The following is a 12,663-nucleotide window of genomic DNA, read 5'->3' as shown; positions in this document are numbered from 1 at the left end:
GTGGAAAAATGCGTTTGGCAACAATCTTGCTAGGGGATAAAGAAAGGGCTGCCGTCATCGTAGATGATAAGGTGATCGTATTATCAGACATCAACCGTTACCTGAATCTTGATCATCCTGAAACCTTGTTTGAATTGATCCAGCCAGAACCACTGGCGACATTCGGTAACTGGTGGGGTTCCGTCGATGTAGAGCGGCTGGCTGCTGATCTCGGTCATCCGATCGAGGGCGTGGAGTTTGGTCCGCTTTACCGTCACCCGCGAAAGATCTGGGGAATCGGACTCAACTATGTCGAACATGCTTCAGACCTTCATGAAAAAGCACCTTCGTCAGAGCCGGCCAGTTTTATGAAGCCTGATACGACGATTATCGGTCCTCGGGATCTTATTGAAATTCCGAAGCAATCCGAGCGGACGACAGCAGAAGCGGAGTTGGGCGTCATCATCGGTAAAACGTGCAAAGATGTATCTGAGGATGAGGCGGAGCCCTATATCGCCGGCTATACAACCATCATCGACATGACAGCGGAAGATATTTTACAGGTAAACCCGAGGTACTTGACCCGTTCGAAAAGCTTCGATACGTTTTTCAGTTTCGGACCTGAGTTCGTCACCGCTGATGAAATTGAGGAACTGTCTGAGTTGGAAGTATCGACGGTGATCAATGGAAATCTCCACCGTAAAAACAAGGTGAAGAACATGACGTTCAACCCGCTTCAACTTGTCAGTTTCCATTCGAATGTGATGACTCTCCTTCCAGGAGATATCATTTCAACCGGAACCCCTGGAGCGGTCGTCATCCAGGATGGAGATATCGTCGAATGCCATATCGAGGGTTTCCGGCCGCTCATCAATCCAGTCAAAGACTTAAAAGGAAGAAAGGAAGAAAGCGAACATGGATCTACAATTGAAAGGTAAAAGTGTGATCGTAACCGCCGGAAGCAAGGGATTGGGTAAAGCAACGGCGTTGGAATATGCTAGAGAAGGGGCACATGTCCTCATCGCAAGTCGGAATGAAGAACAGCTCCAACTGGCGAAGAAAGAAATTTTCCAGGAAACACGCAATGAAAATGTCGATTATGCCATTTGTGATATCACGGATTATGATCAGATCAAAAATCTAGTGAATACCGCTGTTGAAAAGAATGGGACGGTGGATATACTGATCAACAACGCCGGCGGTCCACCGGCAGGCCGTTTTGAAGACATGCGGGATGAAGACTGGCAGAAATCGTTCGAGCTCAACCTGTTAAGTTTCATCCGGCTGATCCGGGAGGTGCTTCCGTACATGCAAAAGCAACATAGCGGTCGCATCATCAATTTTGCTTCATCATCCATTAAACAGCCGCTTGATAACTTGATCCTCTCGAACACGTTCCGAGCGGGGATCGTTGGGCTTGCAAAAAGTCTTTCACAAGAGCTTGCTGAGCATCAGATCCTCATCAATACGGTGGGACCTGGACGTATCGGTACGGATCGGGTCGCTGAGCTTGACAAAATCCGGGCGGGACAGCTTGAGATTCCATACGAGGAGCATGTGGAGAATACGGAAAAGAAAATCCCGCTTCAACGCTATGGAACTCCAGAAGAATTTGCGAGGATGGTCGTCTTTCTAGGGTCCGGCGCCAACACCTACGTCACAGGCCAATCCTTCCTCGTCGACGGCGGCATGGTAAAAGCGTTGTAAAATGATAGAGTGGAAGACAATTTTGAAAATTGTCTTCCTTTTTTGTGCTGTAAGACGAATGGAAAGCCGTTGAATCGTGGATTTTTTGGGATTATGAGGACCAACAACGTCATTTCAGCCCTCTCGGCACCAATAACTACAAAAATGAAGAGAAAAAGTGAAAAATTTGAAAATAACTACAAAAACAAGGAAATAACTACAAAAATGAAAAAATAACTACAAAAACAGAAAAAAAGGAGAAAGTGACCTTTAGTCAAGGTCACTTAAACTACTTTTTCTTCATTATTTTTCACTCGAATAGTTTTCTTTATGCTAATCACGACCATACCACTCCCGAAATAGAGCACGGAACTCATATAAAAGATGATATTGATGGTCAGGTAGTCTGCAAGATAACCGCCAGCGATGATGGCAAATGCTGAGAAGATCGACGTCCAGAAATGGTAGTTTCCGATCTTCACCCCGCGTTCAGTTCCATCAGTGAACTCCGCGATCATGATTTTCTCACCGTGTTTTTGGAGGGCACCGCACATCCCGAGAAAGAGCTGGATGACATAAACCTGACCGATACTGGAGACGTGCGGGAAAAACAAGAGAACGGTTGCCATCCCCCAGGCATTCACGAGTAAAAACAAGCGGTGATCGATCCGTGAGGACAGTTTGCCGATGACAGGATGAAGAAGGGCGGAGCTTAACCCGAACAGCCCGTATGAAAGTCCAAATTGGGCAAAGCTCGATCCGACATTTTTAATGAAAAGGATATAGAACGGGAAAATCAGACTGCTCGCAAAAAACACGCTGCTCTGTGAAATGACCAACCCTTTTAATTTCTCTTCATTCATTGTTCATACTCCTCGTAGAAAAAGTTGGTGAACCTTTCATCTGGATCGTACTGTTTTTTCTTCTCAAAAAATTCTTCTGTACGTGGGTATGCACGGAGCATTTGCGCTTTTGTCGGATACGGCATGTAAGGCAAGTAGTAGCTTCCCTCATGCCCCAACGTCACATCGATCATCTTCTGCACAATCGCTTCCGTTTTCATCTGATCCTCTTTAGATAATCCCTGGTTGATCAGCAGGACGAGCGCGAACATCTCCTCATCGGAATAAGACAATACCGGTCCTTCATCATGGTTCACATACCGTATTGTTATGTTCAAAAGGTTGAGCTCTTCCTCAGACAAAACGCTTCGCAAATCATCGATGTAATCTGCAAATGCATCGACTGGGACGAAATATTCCTGAAGAACGTCATTGTCGTTTTCATCCTCATATTCAAGAAACTTCGATTCGCTTCGCATCACGTTGTTCCGTGAAATCAATTCACCATCGGTTTGTAAAAAATAGTTCTTCTGCAGCTTCCAGAACGTGTTCTTCGCCCAATCAAAATCGCGCGCCATTCCTAAAGCGAATTTCGAAACAGCAGTCAAACGTTCATCTTTCAATTCATTATATTCTTGTAAGGATGCTACACCAGATGCACGTTCATAGTTTGTTACGTACATCTCGGTCAAAAAGGAATCCGGAGCCGTCGAAATCCGAGCAAGATGCATTTTTACATTCGGATCGTGGATGACGTTCTCCTTGAAGTAATCGTTATATTCCTTGTAATCCAGTGTTTCTGTATTCATTTCATATAGCTCGTCGTCAGTCAATTGGAGCTCGACATCCAAAATCACACCGAACAATCCATATCCGCCGAGCGCCAGGTAAAAAAGCTCTTTGTTTTTCTCGCGGCTCACGTTTATGATATCTCCATCCGCATTCAAGAGCCGGAATGAATTGACCGTACTGATCAGCGATCCCTCCCGTATGTCACGTCCATGGGCATTGACGCTGATAGAACCGCCGACTGTAAAAATGTTTTGCGATTGCATCACTTTGATTGCAAGCCCATGTTTGTTTATGTATTGCTGGATATCGTCCCAGGTAGCTCCGCTCTGGACAGTGATCGTCTTTTGTTCCTTATCGAAATCGAGAATCTTATTGTAACCCGTCATATCAAGTACAACCGAGTCATGGTAATATGTGTGTCCACCCATGCTATGGCGTTTTCCGGCAATCGAAATTTTAAGATCCTTTTTGGCGGCTTCCTCAATCACTTCCTGGATACTTGATAATGCTGTACCTTTCACGACCTTCTTCACTTTGACAGGCATCAATTTCCCTACGTCTGTCATATATTCTTCCGACACACCGGATGATGGTTTATGCACAGAGAATAGTAAAAGTGAAGCATAAACACACAGAGATAATAAGACAATAACCATTTTTTTCATCTTCTCCCCCCAAGCTACCAAAAGAGTAAATAATTACATATAGTGTAATTTTACACTTTTTAAAGGGGATTACAAGATGAAAATGGAAATAAATATGCAACGTTCTGTGGAAAGACCTCTACAGTAATTGATTATCGGCGGTGGAAAATGAATAAGAATAATAAGCCTCTAGTGAAACTATACTCGAATGAATATCAGAACCAGTTATAGAACTGAGCCTAGGTTTTATAGGTATGTAGTAGAAAAAGAAACCAGGAAGGAAAGAGCGGATGGAAGAGATATATGAATTGAAGGAAAGGCAGGATTTGTTCAACAAAGCGGTGGAGATCTTTTGGAAGCAATGGGGTACGCAAGGAAACTACAAGTTCTATTATGAAAGCATGATCCATTCCTGTGATACAGAAAGTGAACTGCCACGGTTCTATATAGCGGTGAAGAACGAAAAGATCATCGGGTTCTATGCGCTATTACGGAATGATTTAGTCAGTCGGCAGGATTTGACCCCATGGTTCGCCTGCCTATTTGTCGCACCAGAATCAAGAGGAAGCGGGCTCGGCTCCAGAATGTTGGAGCATGCGGCTGAAGAAGCCAGGGAAAAAGGATATACATCCCTTTATCTTTCCACCGACCTTGAAGGGTACTATGAGAAATATGGGTGGGAATTATTGACGGAAGGTTACAGTGTTACAGGTGAACCGACCAACATTTATATGAAGTCGGCGAATGACTGATGGGGCTCACTCCCTCATTGAAACTTTTCCGCTCGTGAAACGTAAGTAATGGCAAACGAAAATAGGGGGATCACATGATTGATGAGCTGAATGAACAACTTATTGAGATTAAAGGAGAACTGAGAAAGAAACGGAAATGGGAACAACAACTGGCTGATTATAAGCAAGAACTGACAGAAACACAGGGTAAAATTTATGACCTGAAGGAGAAACTGGCATCCGAGCAGTCCGATGTCGATAAGCTGGAAGGATTCAGCGTTACGAAATGGTTCCTAACCATGAAAGGGACGGTGGCAGAGCGTCTGGACAAGGAAAAACAAGAGGTAGCGGCTGTTCAATTGAAATTAGAAGAGGCAACAAGATCAAAGGATGAAATAGACGAATCCATAAACGACCTGAACAAAAGGTTAGGGCGACTTAGAAATATTAAAAGGGATTATCACGACACTCTCGCCAAGAAGGAAATGTACATCAAAGCCAACCATTTACCAACTTCCATCCAACTTGATAAACTTACCGAATTAGAAGGAGATATGAAAGCTTTTCTTAATGAGTTGGAGGAAGCAGTTTCTGCGGGGAACGCAGTGAATCAAGCCCTTGAGCGAGCAATCGATTACCTCGAAAAAGCTGAAGGATGGGGTACGTTGGATATGTTTGGTGGTGGTGTCATTTCAGGTGCAATTAAACATAATCATATCGACCAAGCTACCGAGTATATCCATCAAGCGCAAACCCGTATGCGACAATTTCAAAAGGAACTAGCAGATATCAACGACGAAGTGGACATGCATATCGATATTCCGGGTCTATTGAAATTCGCTGATTTCTTCTTCGATGGTCTCATCGCTGATTGGATGGTACAAGGACGAATCAATGACTCCTTGCAACAGACACAGACCCAGCACCGAAAAATATCCAGTCTGCTATCTGATCTGAAGAGACAGGCAGAGCTAAAACGGCATGAGCTCGAAAAGATTAAAGGAGAGAGAAAGATCCTTATCGAAAGTGTATAGGAAATCGGGGCTGGACCAAAAAGAACGTATCAGAAAAGTCCACCTCAACATGTTGGGAAGAGGACGGGGTACAGACAGTCGGATCAGCCTCTTTTTCATGAGGAGGATGAAGATTTTCAAACAGACGATCTCGCGTATACTACTGCTCTTTCTCGTTGCCTGCAGTTCATCTAGTTTGATATATAGCAAAGAGTTGGAAGAAGCAATTGAAGCTAAATTGGCCGACTGCAGCGACAGAAATCAATCTTCAAACACTAACCAACTTCAATTGGGAAAAAGCATACATATTCTATCCGTATAGTTCTCACAACATGATTGAGGAGCAAGTGGGCTTTTCCCTTGATAATGCAAGGAATATGAGTCATAGGGACGATATTAATTTACTCGTGCTTGTCGATGAAGATCAAACAGTTTATTATGCGGAAATTTCCCGTCAAAATGGTGATCTGTTAAACGATGAAGAGGACGGGTATACACCTATAGACGCAACAATCAAGATTCAACGAAATGAGGGAGGCTGAATGAATGACTCAAATTGAACTTGTCATCGATGCAAAGGCAACTTTGGGTGAAGGACCGTCATGGGATCATGAAAAACAAGTATTATACTGGGTCGATATTTTAGAAAAGCAAATTTTCATTTATGACCCCGAGTCCAAATATAACCGGACAATCCAACTGGATCATATGCCCGGAGCAGTGGTACCCCGTGAAGGCGGTGGTCTCGTCGCCGCACTTGATAACGGATTTCATTTTATCGATCTTGACACGGAAAAAAATCATCTGATCCACGATCCAGAAGAACAAATACCAACTAACCGTTTCAATGATGGGAAATGTGATCCCGCGGGCAGGTTCTGGGCTGGGACAATTGATGAAAGCAGAGACAAGAATGCTGCTCTATATTGTTTGGATACTGACTTAAGCGTCAATGAGAAAATCGACGATGTCACTAATTCCAATGGACTTATCTGGTCATTTGATCACGACTACTTTTACTACATTGATACTCCGACACAGAAAGTTGTACGCTATGATTATGAGATGAAAACGGGTGCAATCAAGAATCCAATGGATATCATCGTAGTCCCGGATGAGCAAGGGAAACCTGATGGCATGACGATCGACGCAGACGGCATGCTTTGGATAGCCCACTGGGGAGGATCGAAAGTGTCAAGATGGAATCCGTCGACTGGTGATCAGATACGAGAGATTGCCGTTCCTGCACTCAATATCACCTCATGTGCCTTTGGAGGAAAAGATCTGAATGACCTTTATATCACGACAGCCAGAAAGGGCATGAATGAAGAACAATTGTCAGATTTCCCAATGGCAGGAGGATTATTCAAAGTCACTATGGAGGATGTAAAAGGAATCCCATCTTCAAGCTACAGGGGTTAAAACAATCAGTAGGATAAAAAAAGGAATCCCGAACACGATCCGGAAAGTATCTAGAAAAACCATGAAAGGAGCCATCCTTATGGCCTCGATCAGAAAGGCAATACCTGAAGAAGCACAGCTTTTAAGCGATCTTGCCTTACTTTCAAAAGCCCAGTGGGACTATTCGGAAGAGTTCATTCTAGCCTGTCGCGATGCACTGACGTTAAGTGAAAAATATATCGAAAAGAACGAGGTATACGTGCTTGAGGACGACAGCAAGGTTCTGGGATTCTTTGCTTTTGTCATCAAAAATGGACAGGCTGCCCTGGATTTCATGTATCTCAATCCTGGATTCATAGGAGAAGGGTATGGGAAGCAGCTTTGGGCTCATGTCGTCCACCGAGCGAATGAATTGGACATCAGGAGCTTCACGATTGACAGCGACCCTCATGCAATTGGATTTTATGAAAAAATGGGTGCCGTCAAAATCGGAGAAACGCCTTCAACCGTTTTTGCTGACAGAAAGCTTCCATTGATGAAGTACGAAGTTTCGTAACACAAAGATTACAAACATTACAAATCATGGGTACTTTAGTAAATGACTTGCGTATTTATGTACAAACTGCTATTATTAAAAACAGTTATTTTTGTTCGATCATTGGATAGTTAAAAGTGTTACACTTTACGTCTGGTTCTGAGCAAGAATATGAAAAACATTGTGCAATGAGCACTAGGAGGCAACAAACATGGAACATGGTAAAGTAAAATGGTTTAACGCAGAAAAAGGTTTTGGATTCATCGAGCGTGAAGGTGCAGACGACGTATTCGTTCACTTTTCAGCTATCCAAGCAGACGGATTCAAATCTTTAGACGAAGGTCAAGAAGTTACTTTTGAAGTTGAAGAAGGCCAACGTGGACCTCAAGCTTCAAACGTACAAAAAGTCTAAATAAAAAGTTGAACTCAAAACAGATCCTTAACAGGGTCTGTTTTTTTGTACTTTTAAGGATTTGTTTTGAAGTATATGGAATTTACGAAATTCACTGGGGGTATCGCAAGCCTCTTCATCCGGGCCATCCGTTAACGGAAACAGAAGACCTTATTCGTCCAAAACAATGTGATTTTATAAACTTAACGGACACCAGGGGTCTTATTTCGCAATTATCATGGTGAATCAGCTTTTTTGTTCCCAAATTACGGCTGTGGTTCCGTTGAAATTCAGAAACACTGATATTGTCCACATAAACGGCTCTCATGTCCGTCAGGTAAAAACATGGTCCGCCCGGTTCGCTATTCCCCCGGAAGTGTCGCGACTTTCGTTTAAACCTTCTCCTTTTTCAAAAGTTGTTATCGTTCATATATGTGAAACACAAATAAAAGGGGCTGACACAATTGTGCCAGCCCGTATGTTCAGGAAAAATTAAATGGTAAATTCATTATAGCATAGATCAAATGCCGGTCAGAGAAAAAATGTTGAACTTCCTGTTAACTTATCGAACAGGACGAAGGGAGCGCTCAATGCCTTACCGCTATGTTATAATAGAAATGAAGGGAAGTGACCGTTTGAAACATTCAAACAATCTGTTCAAAACTGGTGAAGTTGTCAAAGTCCAAAAGACTGGCGAAACCGTGACCATAAGAAAATGGCAATATGTGAAAAACATGAAGAGATTCTCCTATATTGTTGAGGAACATCCAAGCACTTTTTATTTTGAAGAAGAGTTTGAAAAAGTAAAAAGCAGTTGTAAATAATCCGCCGGCAGTCACTAAGATTGCCGGTATTTTTTTGCAAGCACTTTATTATTATTTGATCGAATTTTCAATTATCATAAAAGGATATAAATAAGATAGGGGGAATGCTGGATGAAAACTGTGGAATTCAATCTTCCGACGAAAATCCAGGCTGGTAATGGCGTCTTTTCTGATACAGGGGCATACTTGAAAGGTACACTGAAAGGGAAAAGGCTTTTCATCGTCACCGATCCTGGTATCGAACAAGTCGGTTTTGTTGAGAAGCTTGAACAGATTTTAAGTGTAGAAGGTTATGAAACCAAGGTCTTCACCCAGGTGAAACCGAACCCGAAGGATGCGGATTGTATCGTTGGCGGTAAAGCTGCAATGGATTTCCGGGCTGATGCAATTTTAGCTATAGGCGGCGGTTCAGTCATCGATTCAGCCAAAGCGATTGCGATTCTTAAAACCCATGGAGGGAGCCCGCAGGAGTATGCAGGACGCGATAACGTTCCAGATGGGGTAACACCGCTTATCGTCATCCCGACTACTGCTGGAACAGGAGCGGAAGTGACGCGTTCTTCTGTCATAACTGATACGAATCGTAAAATAAAATTCACCATCAAGTCAGTGCAAATCGCACCAGTATTGGCGATTGTCGATCCTGAACTTACATATAAACTACCGCCGCATTTGACAGCTTCGACTGGAATGGATGCTCTCGTACATGCTATCGAGGCATATACATGTAAGCTTTCGAATCCGATTGCTGATGGACTTGCCCAACAAGCAATGAAGCATATCTATCCTTATTTACGACGGGCTGTGGAAAATGGAGAGGACCAGGAAGCAAGATATAACATGATGATTGGATCTACAATTGCTGGGATGGCGTTTTCACATGCGGATGTGGCCTCCGTCCATTGTATGGCTGAAGCAATCGGCGGATTATACGATACACCCCATGGGGTGGCAAATTCGATGTTCCTCCCTTATATTGTTGAGTATAATGCAGAAGCGGAAATCGAGAAACATGCAACGATTGCAAGAATAATCGGTATTGCCGAAGAATCTGATCCAGATCAAGCAGCGGCAGATCTATTGGTGAAGGAGATGAAACAGCTGGCTGAGGATATTTCCATTCCTTCCTTCGCATCACTATCTGAAGTGAACGAAGAAGACTTCGATTACTTAGCTGAATCAGCGTATAACAATGGATCTACACCGAGCAATGCAAGGGAAATCAGCAAAGAAAATTACTTGCAGCTTTTCCAAAAAGCCTATTCGGACAATTGATACGAAAGGGCGTCATCCGACAAGAGATGACGTTCTTTTTATTTCAAAAGGAAAGGAAAATCCTTTCAGAAATCGAATAATTCAAAGGGGCGACGATTTTTTCAAAAAAATTACCATAGTTATGCCGAAATGCTTTCAGTCTCTCCGAATTACTATAAGGAGGCGAAAAAGCAGAGATTACATCCTGCCTCTTATCCTATTTATCAAATCGTCGATTACGTGTAAGTTTTTTAATATCAAAGGGGAGGTTTTTGACTATGGATGGACAAGCTACATCGATTATAAAAATAAAACGGGGAAGTGAAATCCCATACAGTGACTTGAAAGGCGGACCTAAGCTGACGAAAGGTCATTTTGAAATGAGCTATGAAGGCGATCTTCAAGGCGAAGGTATTTTGGAAGAATTGAAATGTTATTTTACTGAAACATCTGCCACAGTTTATGGACTAGAGCGCTTCACAGGTAGTATCGGGAATAGAATTGGCAGCTTTGTATTAGAACATGATGGCACCTTTGAAGATGGCGTCCTCACTTCTACCCAGAAAGTGATTCCGCAATCAGGAACTGGCGACCTTAAAGGGATCGATGGTGTCATCAATGTGGAATCAAGTGAATCGGATGCATTTTCAATCACCTTCAACTACTCCTTTGATGAAGAGATGGCTATTTTCTTAAGGGAAAAAGAAGAAGAGGAAGATAAATATATCGAAGAAGAAATCAATGTCGCTGATAAATGGATTGATCTATGCAATGAGCAAGATGTCGATGCACTATTGGAAATGACATCACCAACAATTGAAATATCAGGGCCTAGAGGTTCTGGTTATGGAAAAGTCCTGTTGGTGGAATGGTTGGAGCGAACAGGTCTGAATCTTGAAACATTATCGATCTATGGAAGAAAGGGTTCTTTAGTTTATGAACAACTTGCGACATGGAAAGGGCAAGAAGGACGAAGTGCGGGTGAGGCAAATGTTGCTTCAGTCATTAAAGTGAAAGATGGTAAAGTAGTATATATTTCCCGCTTTGATGACCTTGAAAAAGCTTTGAAAGCATCAGGTCTGCAAGAAACAGATAAAGTTTTATAAGCATTGATTTTTGACGATTTCAAAAGTGTTGTTGTTTTAATTAAGGCTGTTTTCACAAACGTTGTTGCTCTTGAAGTTAAAGCGTATGTGAAATTCGGCTTCATCTAGAATAGAGGGTGGGTAGCTTCCGGTTGAAAAAAAAATTTAACAGAAGGACGTGACAATGTGTCTTTGTTGAATTCCAAAACGTTATCCATATCGATCGATTGCAGTGTTAACAAAGCTTATGATTTCATTTCGAACCCTGAAAATTTACCACAGTGGTCTTTTTTCAAATCGGTGAAAAAAGTGAATGACCAGTGGATTGCTGAAACGGGTGATGGACCAGTGAATATCAGGTTTGTCGATCAGAATGAATTCGGTATCGTTGATCACTTTGTCACGCCTTCTCCAGACGAATCGATCATGATGCCGATGCGCGTCATCCCGAACAGTACAGGGTGTGAAGTCATATTCACTGTCTTCCAGCAACCAATGATGTCTGAAGGGCAATTCAATGAGGATCTCGATCAAGTTCAACAAGATCTTGAGACACTTAAACAATTACTAGAACGGATGACATAAAGGATGGTGTGTTTTGTCTAGAAAAACCACAAAATTCAGCAATGGAATAGTGATTGGAACAGTCATCGGTGTGGTAATCGGTGTGATTTTCGATAATATTGCGATTGGTATCGGAATCGGCATAGCGCTTGGACTCGCATTTGAAGCAGCTCAAAAAAAGAAATGACCCACAATGGAAAACGGCAGCCAGATGACTGCCGTTTCATTGCTTGCATTTTTAGAAATATTTTCTTCAATATCAGGGCAACTAAGGCTCAGCCTGCGATTAGGCTTGCCTTTGCCAGGTTTTCTTATTACTTTTTCGATTGGATGATCTCATCAATGATCCCGTACTCTTTGGATTCTTCAGCACTTAAGAAATAGTCCCGGTCTGTATCGATAGCGACTTTTTCAACTGGTTGACCGGTACGTTCAGCAATGATGTGATTCATATGTTCACGTAATTTCAAAATTCGTTTAGCTGAAATTTCGATATCGGTGGCTTGACCGCGTGCACCTCCAAGCGGTTGATGGAGCATGATTTCACTGTTCGGTAGGGCATATCTTTTTCCTTTCGTACCTGCTAACAAGAGCATTGCGCCGAATGATGCTGCCATTCCGGTACAGATCGTGCTGATGTCGGGCTTGATATATTGCATTGTATCGAAGATCGCAAACCCCGCTGAAGTGGAGCCGCCGGGACTGTTGATGTAAAGCGAAATATCTTTATCTGAATCATCAGCGGCAAGAAACAACAATTGGGCGACGATGCTGTTCGCCATATGATCATTGATTTCATCACTTACCATGATGATCCGGTCTTTCAGTAATCGTGAATAGATATCGTAGGAACGTTCTCCGTGATTTGATTGTTCAATGACATAAGGAATGGTTGCCATACTTTTTTCCTCCTTCGTCTAAA

At 42.7% G+C, this 12,663-nt stretch carries 15 protein-coding genes and 1 pseudogene; 13 read left to right on the top strand and 3 right to left on the bottom strand.

The genetic code is table 11. From position 1 onward, the window contains the following. Window positions 1-8: 8 nt before the first annotated feature. Together N8M93_RS04105 and N8M93_RS04100 are read left to right on the top strand one after the other, a co-directional pair. A complete protein-coding gene (locus N8M93_RS04105) occupies window positions 9-917 on the top strand; it encodes a fumarylacetoacetate hydrolase family protein (RefSeq protein ID WP_261129881.1) in 909 nt (302 codons plus the stop codon). Next, complete coding sequence (locus N8M93_RS04100) at window positions 895-1,686, top strand: SDR family oxidoreductase (RefSeq protein WP_261129879.1); 792 nt, start codon at window positions 895-897, stop codon at window positions 1,684-1,686. Before N8M93_RS04105 ends, N8M93_RS04100 begins: the two co-directional genes overlap by 23 nt. Before the next feature lie 263 nt (window positions 1,687-1,949). Here the strand turns inward: N8M93_RS04100 and N8M93_RS04095 are convergent, their stop codons facing one another. Next, a complete protein-coding gene (locus N8M93_RS04095; protein ID WP_261129878.1) occupies window positions 1,950-2,528 on the bottom strand; it encodes an MFS transporter in 579 nt (192 codons plus the stop codon). Continuing rightward, complete coding sequence (locus tag N8M93_RS04090; protein ID WP_261129877.1) at window positions 2,525-3,964, bottom strand: FAD-binding oxidoreductase; 1,440 nt, start codon at window positions 3,962-3,964, stop codon at window positions 2,525-2,527. Before N8M93_RS04090 ends, N8M93_RS04095 begins: the two co-directional genes overlap by 4 nt. 269 nt (window positions 3,965-4,233) lie before the next feature. Between N8M93_RS04090 and N8M93_RS04085 the strand changes: the two genes are divergently transcribed. The 11 genes from N8M93_RS04085 to N8M93_RS04035 all read left to right on the top strand — a co-directional run bounded on the left by N8M93_RS04085 (window position 4,234) and on the right by N8M93_RS04035 (window position 11,928). Further along, the gene (locus N8M93_RS04085; protein ID WP_261129876.1) at window positions 4,234-4,695 is read left to right on the top strand and encodes a GNAT family N-acetyltransferase; all 462 of its coding nucleotides are present in this window, start codon (window positions 4,234-4,236) and stop codon (window positions 4,693-4,695) included. Between the two features lie 74 nt (window positions 4,696-4,769). Further along, window positions 4,770-5,708, top strand: a complete 939-nt coding sequence (locus tag N8M93_RS04080) for a hypothetical protein (protein ID WP_261129875.1) — start codon at window positions 4,770-4,772, stop codon at window positions 5,706-5,708. 206 nt (window positions 5,709-5,914) lie between these two features. After that, window positions 5,915-6,229 carry a hypothetical protein gene (locus tag N8M93_RS04075; RefSeq protein ID WP_261129874.1) on the top strand — a complete coding sequence of 105 codons (315 nt, stop codon included), beginning with the start codon at window positions 5,915-5,917 and terminating at the stop codon, window positions 6,227-6,229. A gap of 4 nt (window positions 6,230-6,233) precedes the next feature. Next, window positions 6,234-7,109 carry an SMP-30/gluconolactonase/LRE family protein gene (locus N8M93_RS04070; RefSeq protein WP_261129873.1) on the top strand — a complete coding sequence of 292 codons (876 nt, stop codon included), beginning with the start codon at window positions 6,234-6,236 and terminating at the stop codon, window positions 7,107-7,109. Window positions 7,110-7,188: 79 nt separating this feature from the next. Continuing rightward, window positions 7,189-7,644: a GNAT family N-acetyltransferase gene (locus N8M93_RS04065; RefSeq protein ID WP_261129871.1), complete on the top strand. Its 456-nt coding sequence runs from the start codon at window positions 7,189-7,191 to the stop codon at window positions 7,642-7,644. Window positions 7,645-7,834: 190 nt separating this feature from the next. Beyond that, window positions 7,835-8,035 (top strand): cold-shock protein, encoded by a 201-nt coding sequence (locus N8M93_RS04060; protein ID WP_261129870.1) that lies wholly within the window; start codon window positions 7,835-7,837, stop codon window positions 8,033-8,035. Window positions 8,036-8,604: 569 nt separating this feature from the next. After that, complete coding sequence (locus tag N8M93_RS04055; RefSeq protein WP_314728260.1) at window positions 8,605-8,838, top strand: hypothetical protein; 234 nt, start codon at window positions 8,605-8,607, stop codon at window positions 8,836-8,838. 111 nt (window positions 8,839-8,949) lie between these two features. Then, on the top strand, window positions 8,950-10,113 hold the full coding sequence (locus N8M93_RS04050; protein WP_261129869.1) for an iron-containing alcohol dehydrogenase: 1,164 nt from the start codon (window positions 8,950-8,952) through the stop codon (window positions 10,111-10,113). A 257-nt stretch (window positions 10,114-10,370) separates the two neighbouring features. Further along, window positions 10,371-11,198 (top strand): DUF3224 domain-containing protein, encoded by an 828-nt coding sequence (locus N8M93_RS04045; RefSeq protein ID WP_261129868.1) that lies wholly within the window; start codon window positions 10,371-10,373, stop codon window positions 11,196-11,198. Between the two features lie 165 nt (window positions 11,199-11,363). Then, complete coding sequence (locus N8M93_RS04040) at window positions 11,364-11,762, top strand: hypothetical protein (RefSeq protein WP_261129867.1); 399 nt, start codon at window positions 11,364-11,366, stop codon at window positions 11,760-11,762. Between the two features lie 13 nt (window positions 11,763-11,775). Next, window positions 11,776-11,928: a hypothetical protein gene (locus N8M93_RS04035; RefSeq protein ID WP_261129866.1), complete on the top strand. Its 153-nt coding sequence runs from the start codon at window positions 11,776-11,778 to the stop codon at window positions 11,926-11,928. A 127-nt stretch (window positions 11,929-12,055) separates the two neighbouring features. Here the strand turns inward: N8M93_RS04035 and clpP are convergent. Next, window positions 12,056-12,643 (bottom strand): annotated as a pseudogene (clpP, locus tag N8M93_RS04030) (ATP-dependent Clp endopeptidase proteolytic subunit ClpP); the annotation flags it as partial. Window positions 12,644-12,663: the final 20 nt, after the last annotated feature.

It is taken from the genome of Bacillus sp. Marseille-Q3570, from assembly GCF_946151055.1.
Classification (GTDB): domain Bacteria; phylum Bacillota; class Bacilli; order Bacillales; family Fictibacillaceae; genus Pseudalkalibacillus.
This window is presented reverse-complemented; position numbering and strand designations above follow the sequence as displayed.

Coding starts and splice junctions, on each gene's coding strand:
- N8M93_RS04105 (WP_261129881.1), top strand. CDS start 9: ATGCGTTTGGCAACAATCTTGCTAGGGGATAAAGAAAGGGCTGCCGTC.
- N8M93_RS04100 (WP_261129879.1), top strand. CDS start 895: ATGGATCTACAATTGAAAGGTAAAAGTGTGATCGTAACCGCCGGAAGC.
- N8M93_RS04095 (WP_261129878.1), bottom strand. CDS start 2,528: ATGAATGAAGAGAAATTAAAAGGGTTGGTCATTTCACAGAGCAGCGTG.
- N8M93_RS04090 (WP_261129877.1), bottom strand. CDS start 3,964: ATGAAAAAAATGGTTATTGTCTTATTATCTCTGTGTGTTTATGCTTCA.
- N8M93_RS04085 (WP_261129876.1), top strand. CDS start 4,234: ATGGAAGAGATATATGAATTGAAGGAAAGGCAGGATTTGTTCAACAAA.
- N8M93_RS04080 (WP_261129875.1), top strand. CDS start 4,770: ATGATTGATGAGCTGAATGAACAACTTATTGAGATTAAAGGAGAACTG.
- N8M93_RS04070 (WP_261129873.1), top strand. CDS start 6,234: ATGACTCAAATTGAACTTGTCATCGATGCAAAGGCAACTTTGGGTGAA.
- N8M93_RS04065 (WP_261129871.1), top strand. CDS start 7,189: ATGGCCTCGATCAGAAAGGCAATACCTGAAGAAGCACAGCTTTTAAGC.
- N8M93_RS04060 (WP_261129870.1), top strand. CDS start 7,835: ATGGAACATGGTAAAGTAAAATGGTTTAACGCAGAAAAAGGTTTTGGA.
- N8M93_RS04055 (WP_314728260.1), top strand. CDS start 8,605: ATGCCTTACCGCTATGTTATAATAGAAATGAAGGGAAGTGACCGTTTG.
- N8M93_RS04050 (WP_261129869.1), top strand. CDS start 8,950: ATGAAAACTGTGGAATTCAATCTTCCGACGAAAATCCAGGCTGGTAAT.
- N8M93_RS04045 (WP_261129868.1), top strand. CDS start 10,371: ATGGATGGACAAGCTACATCGATTATAAAAATAAAACGGGGAAGTGAA.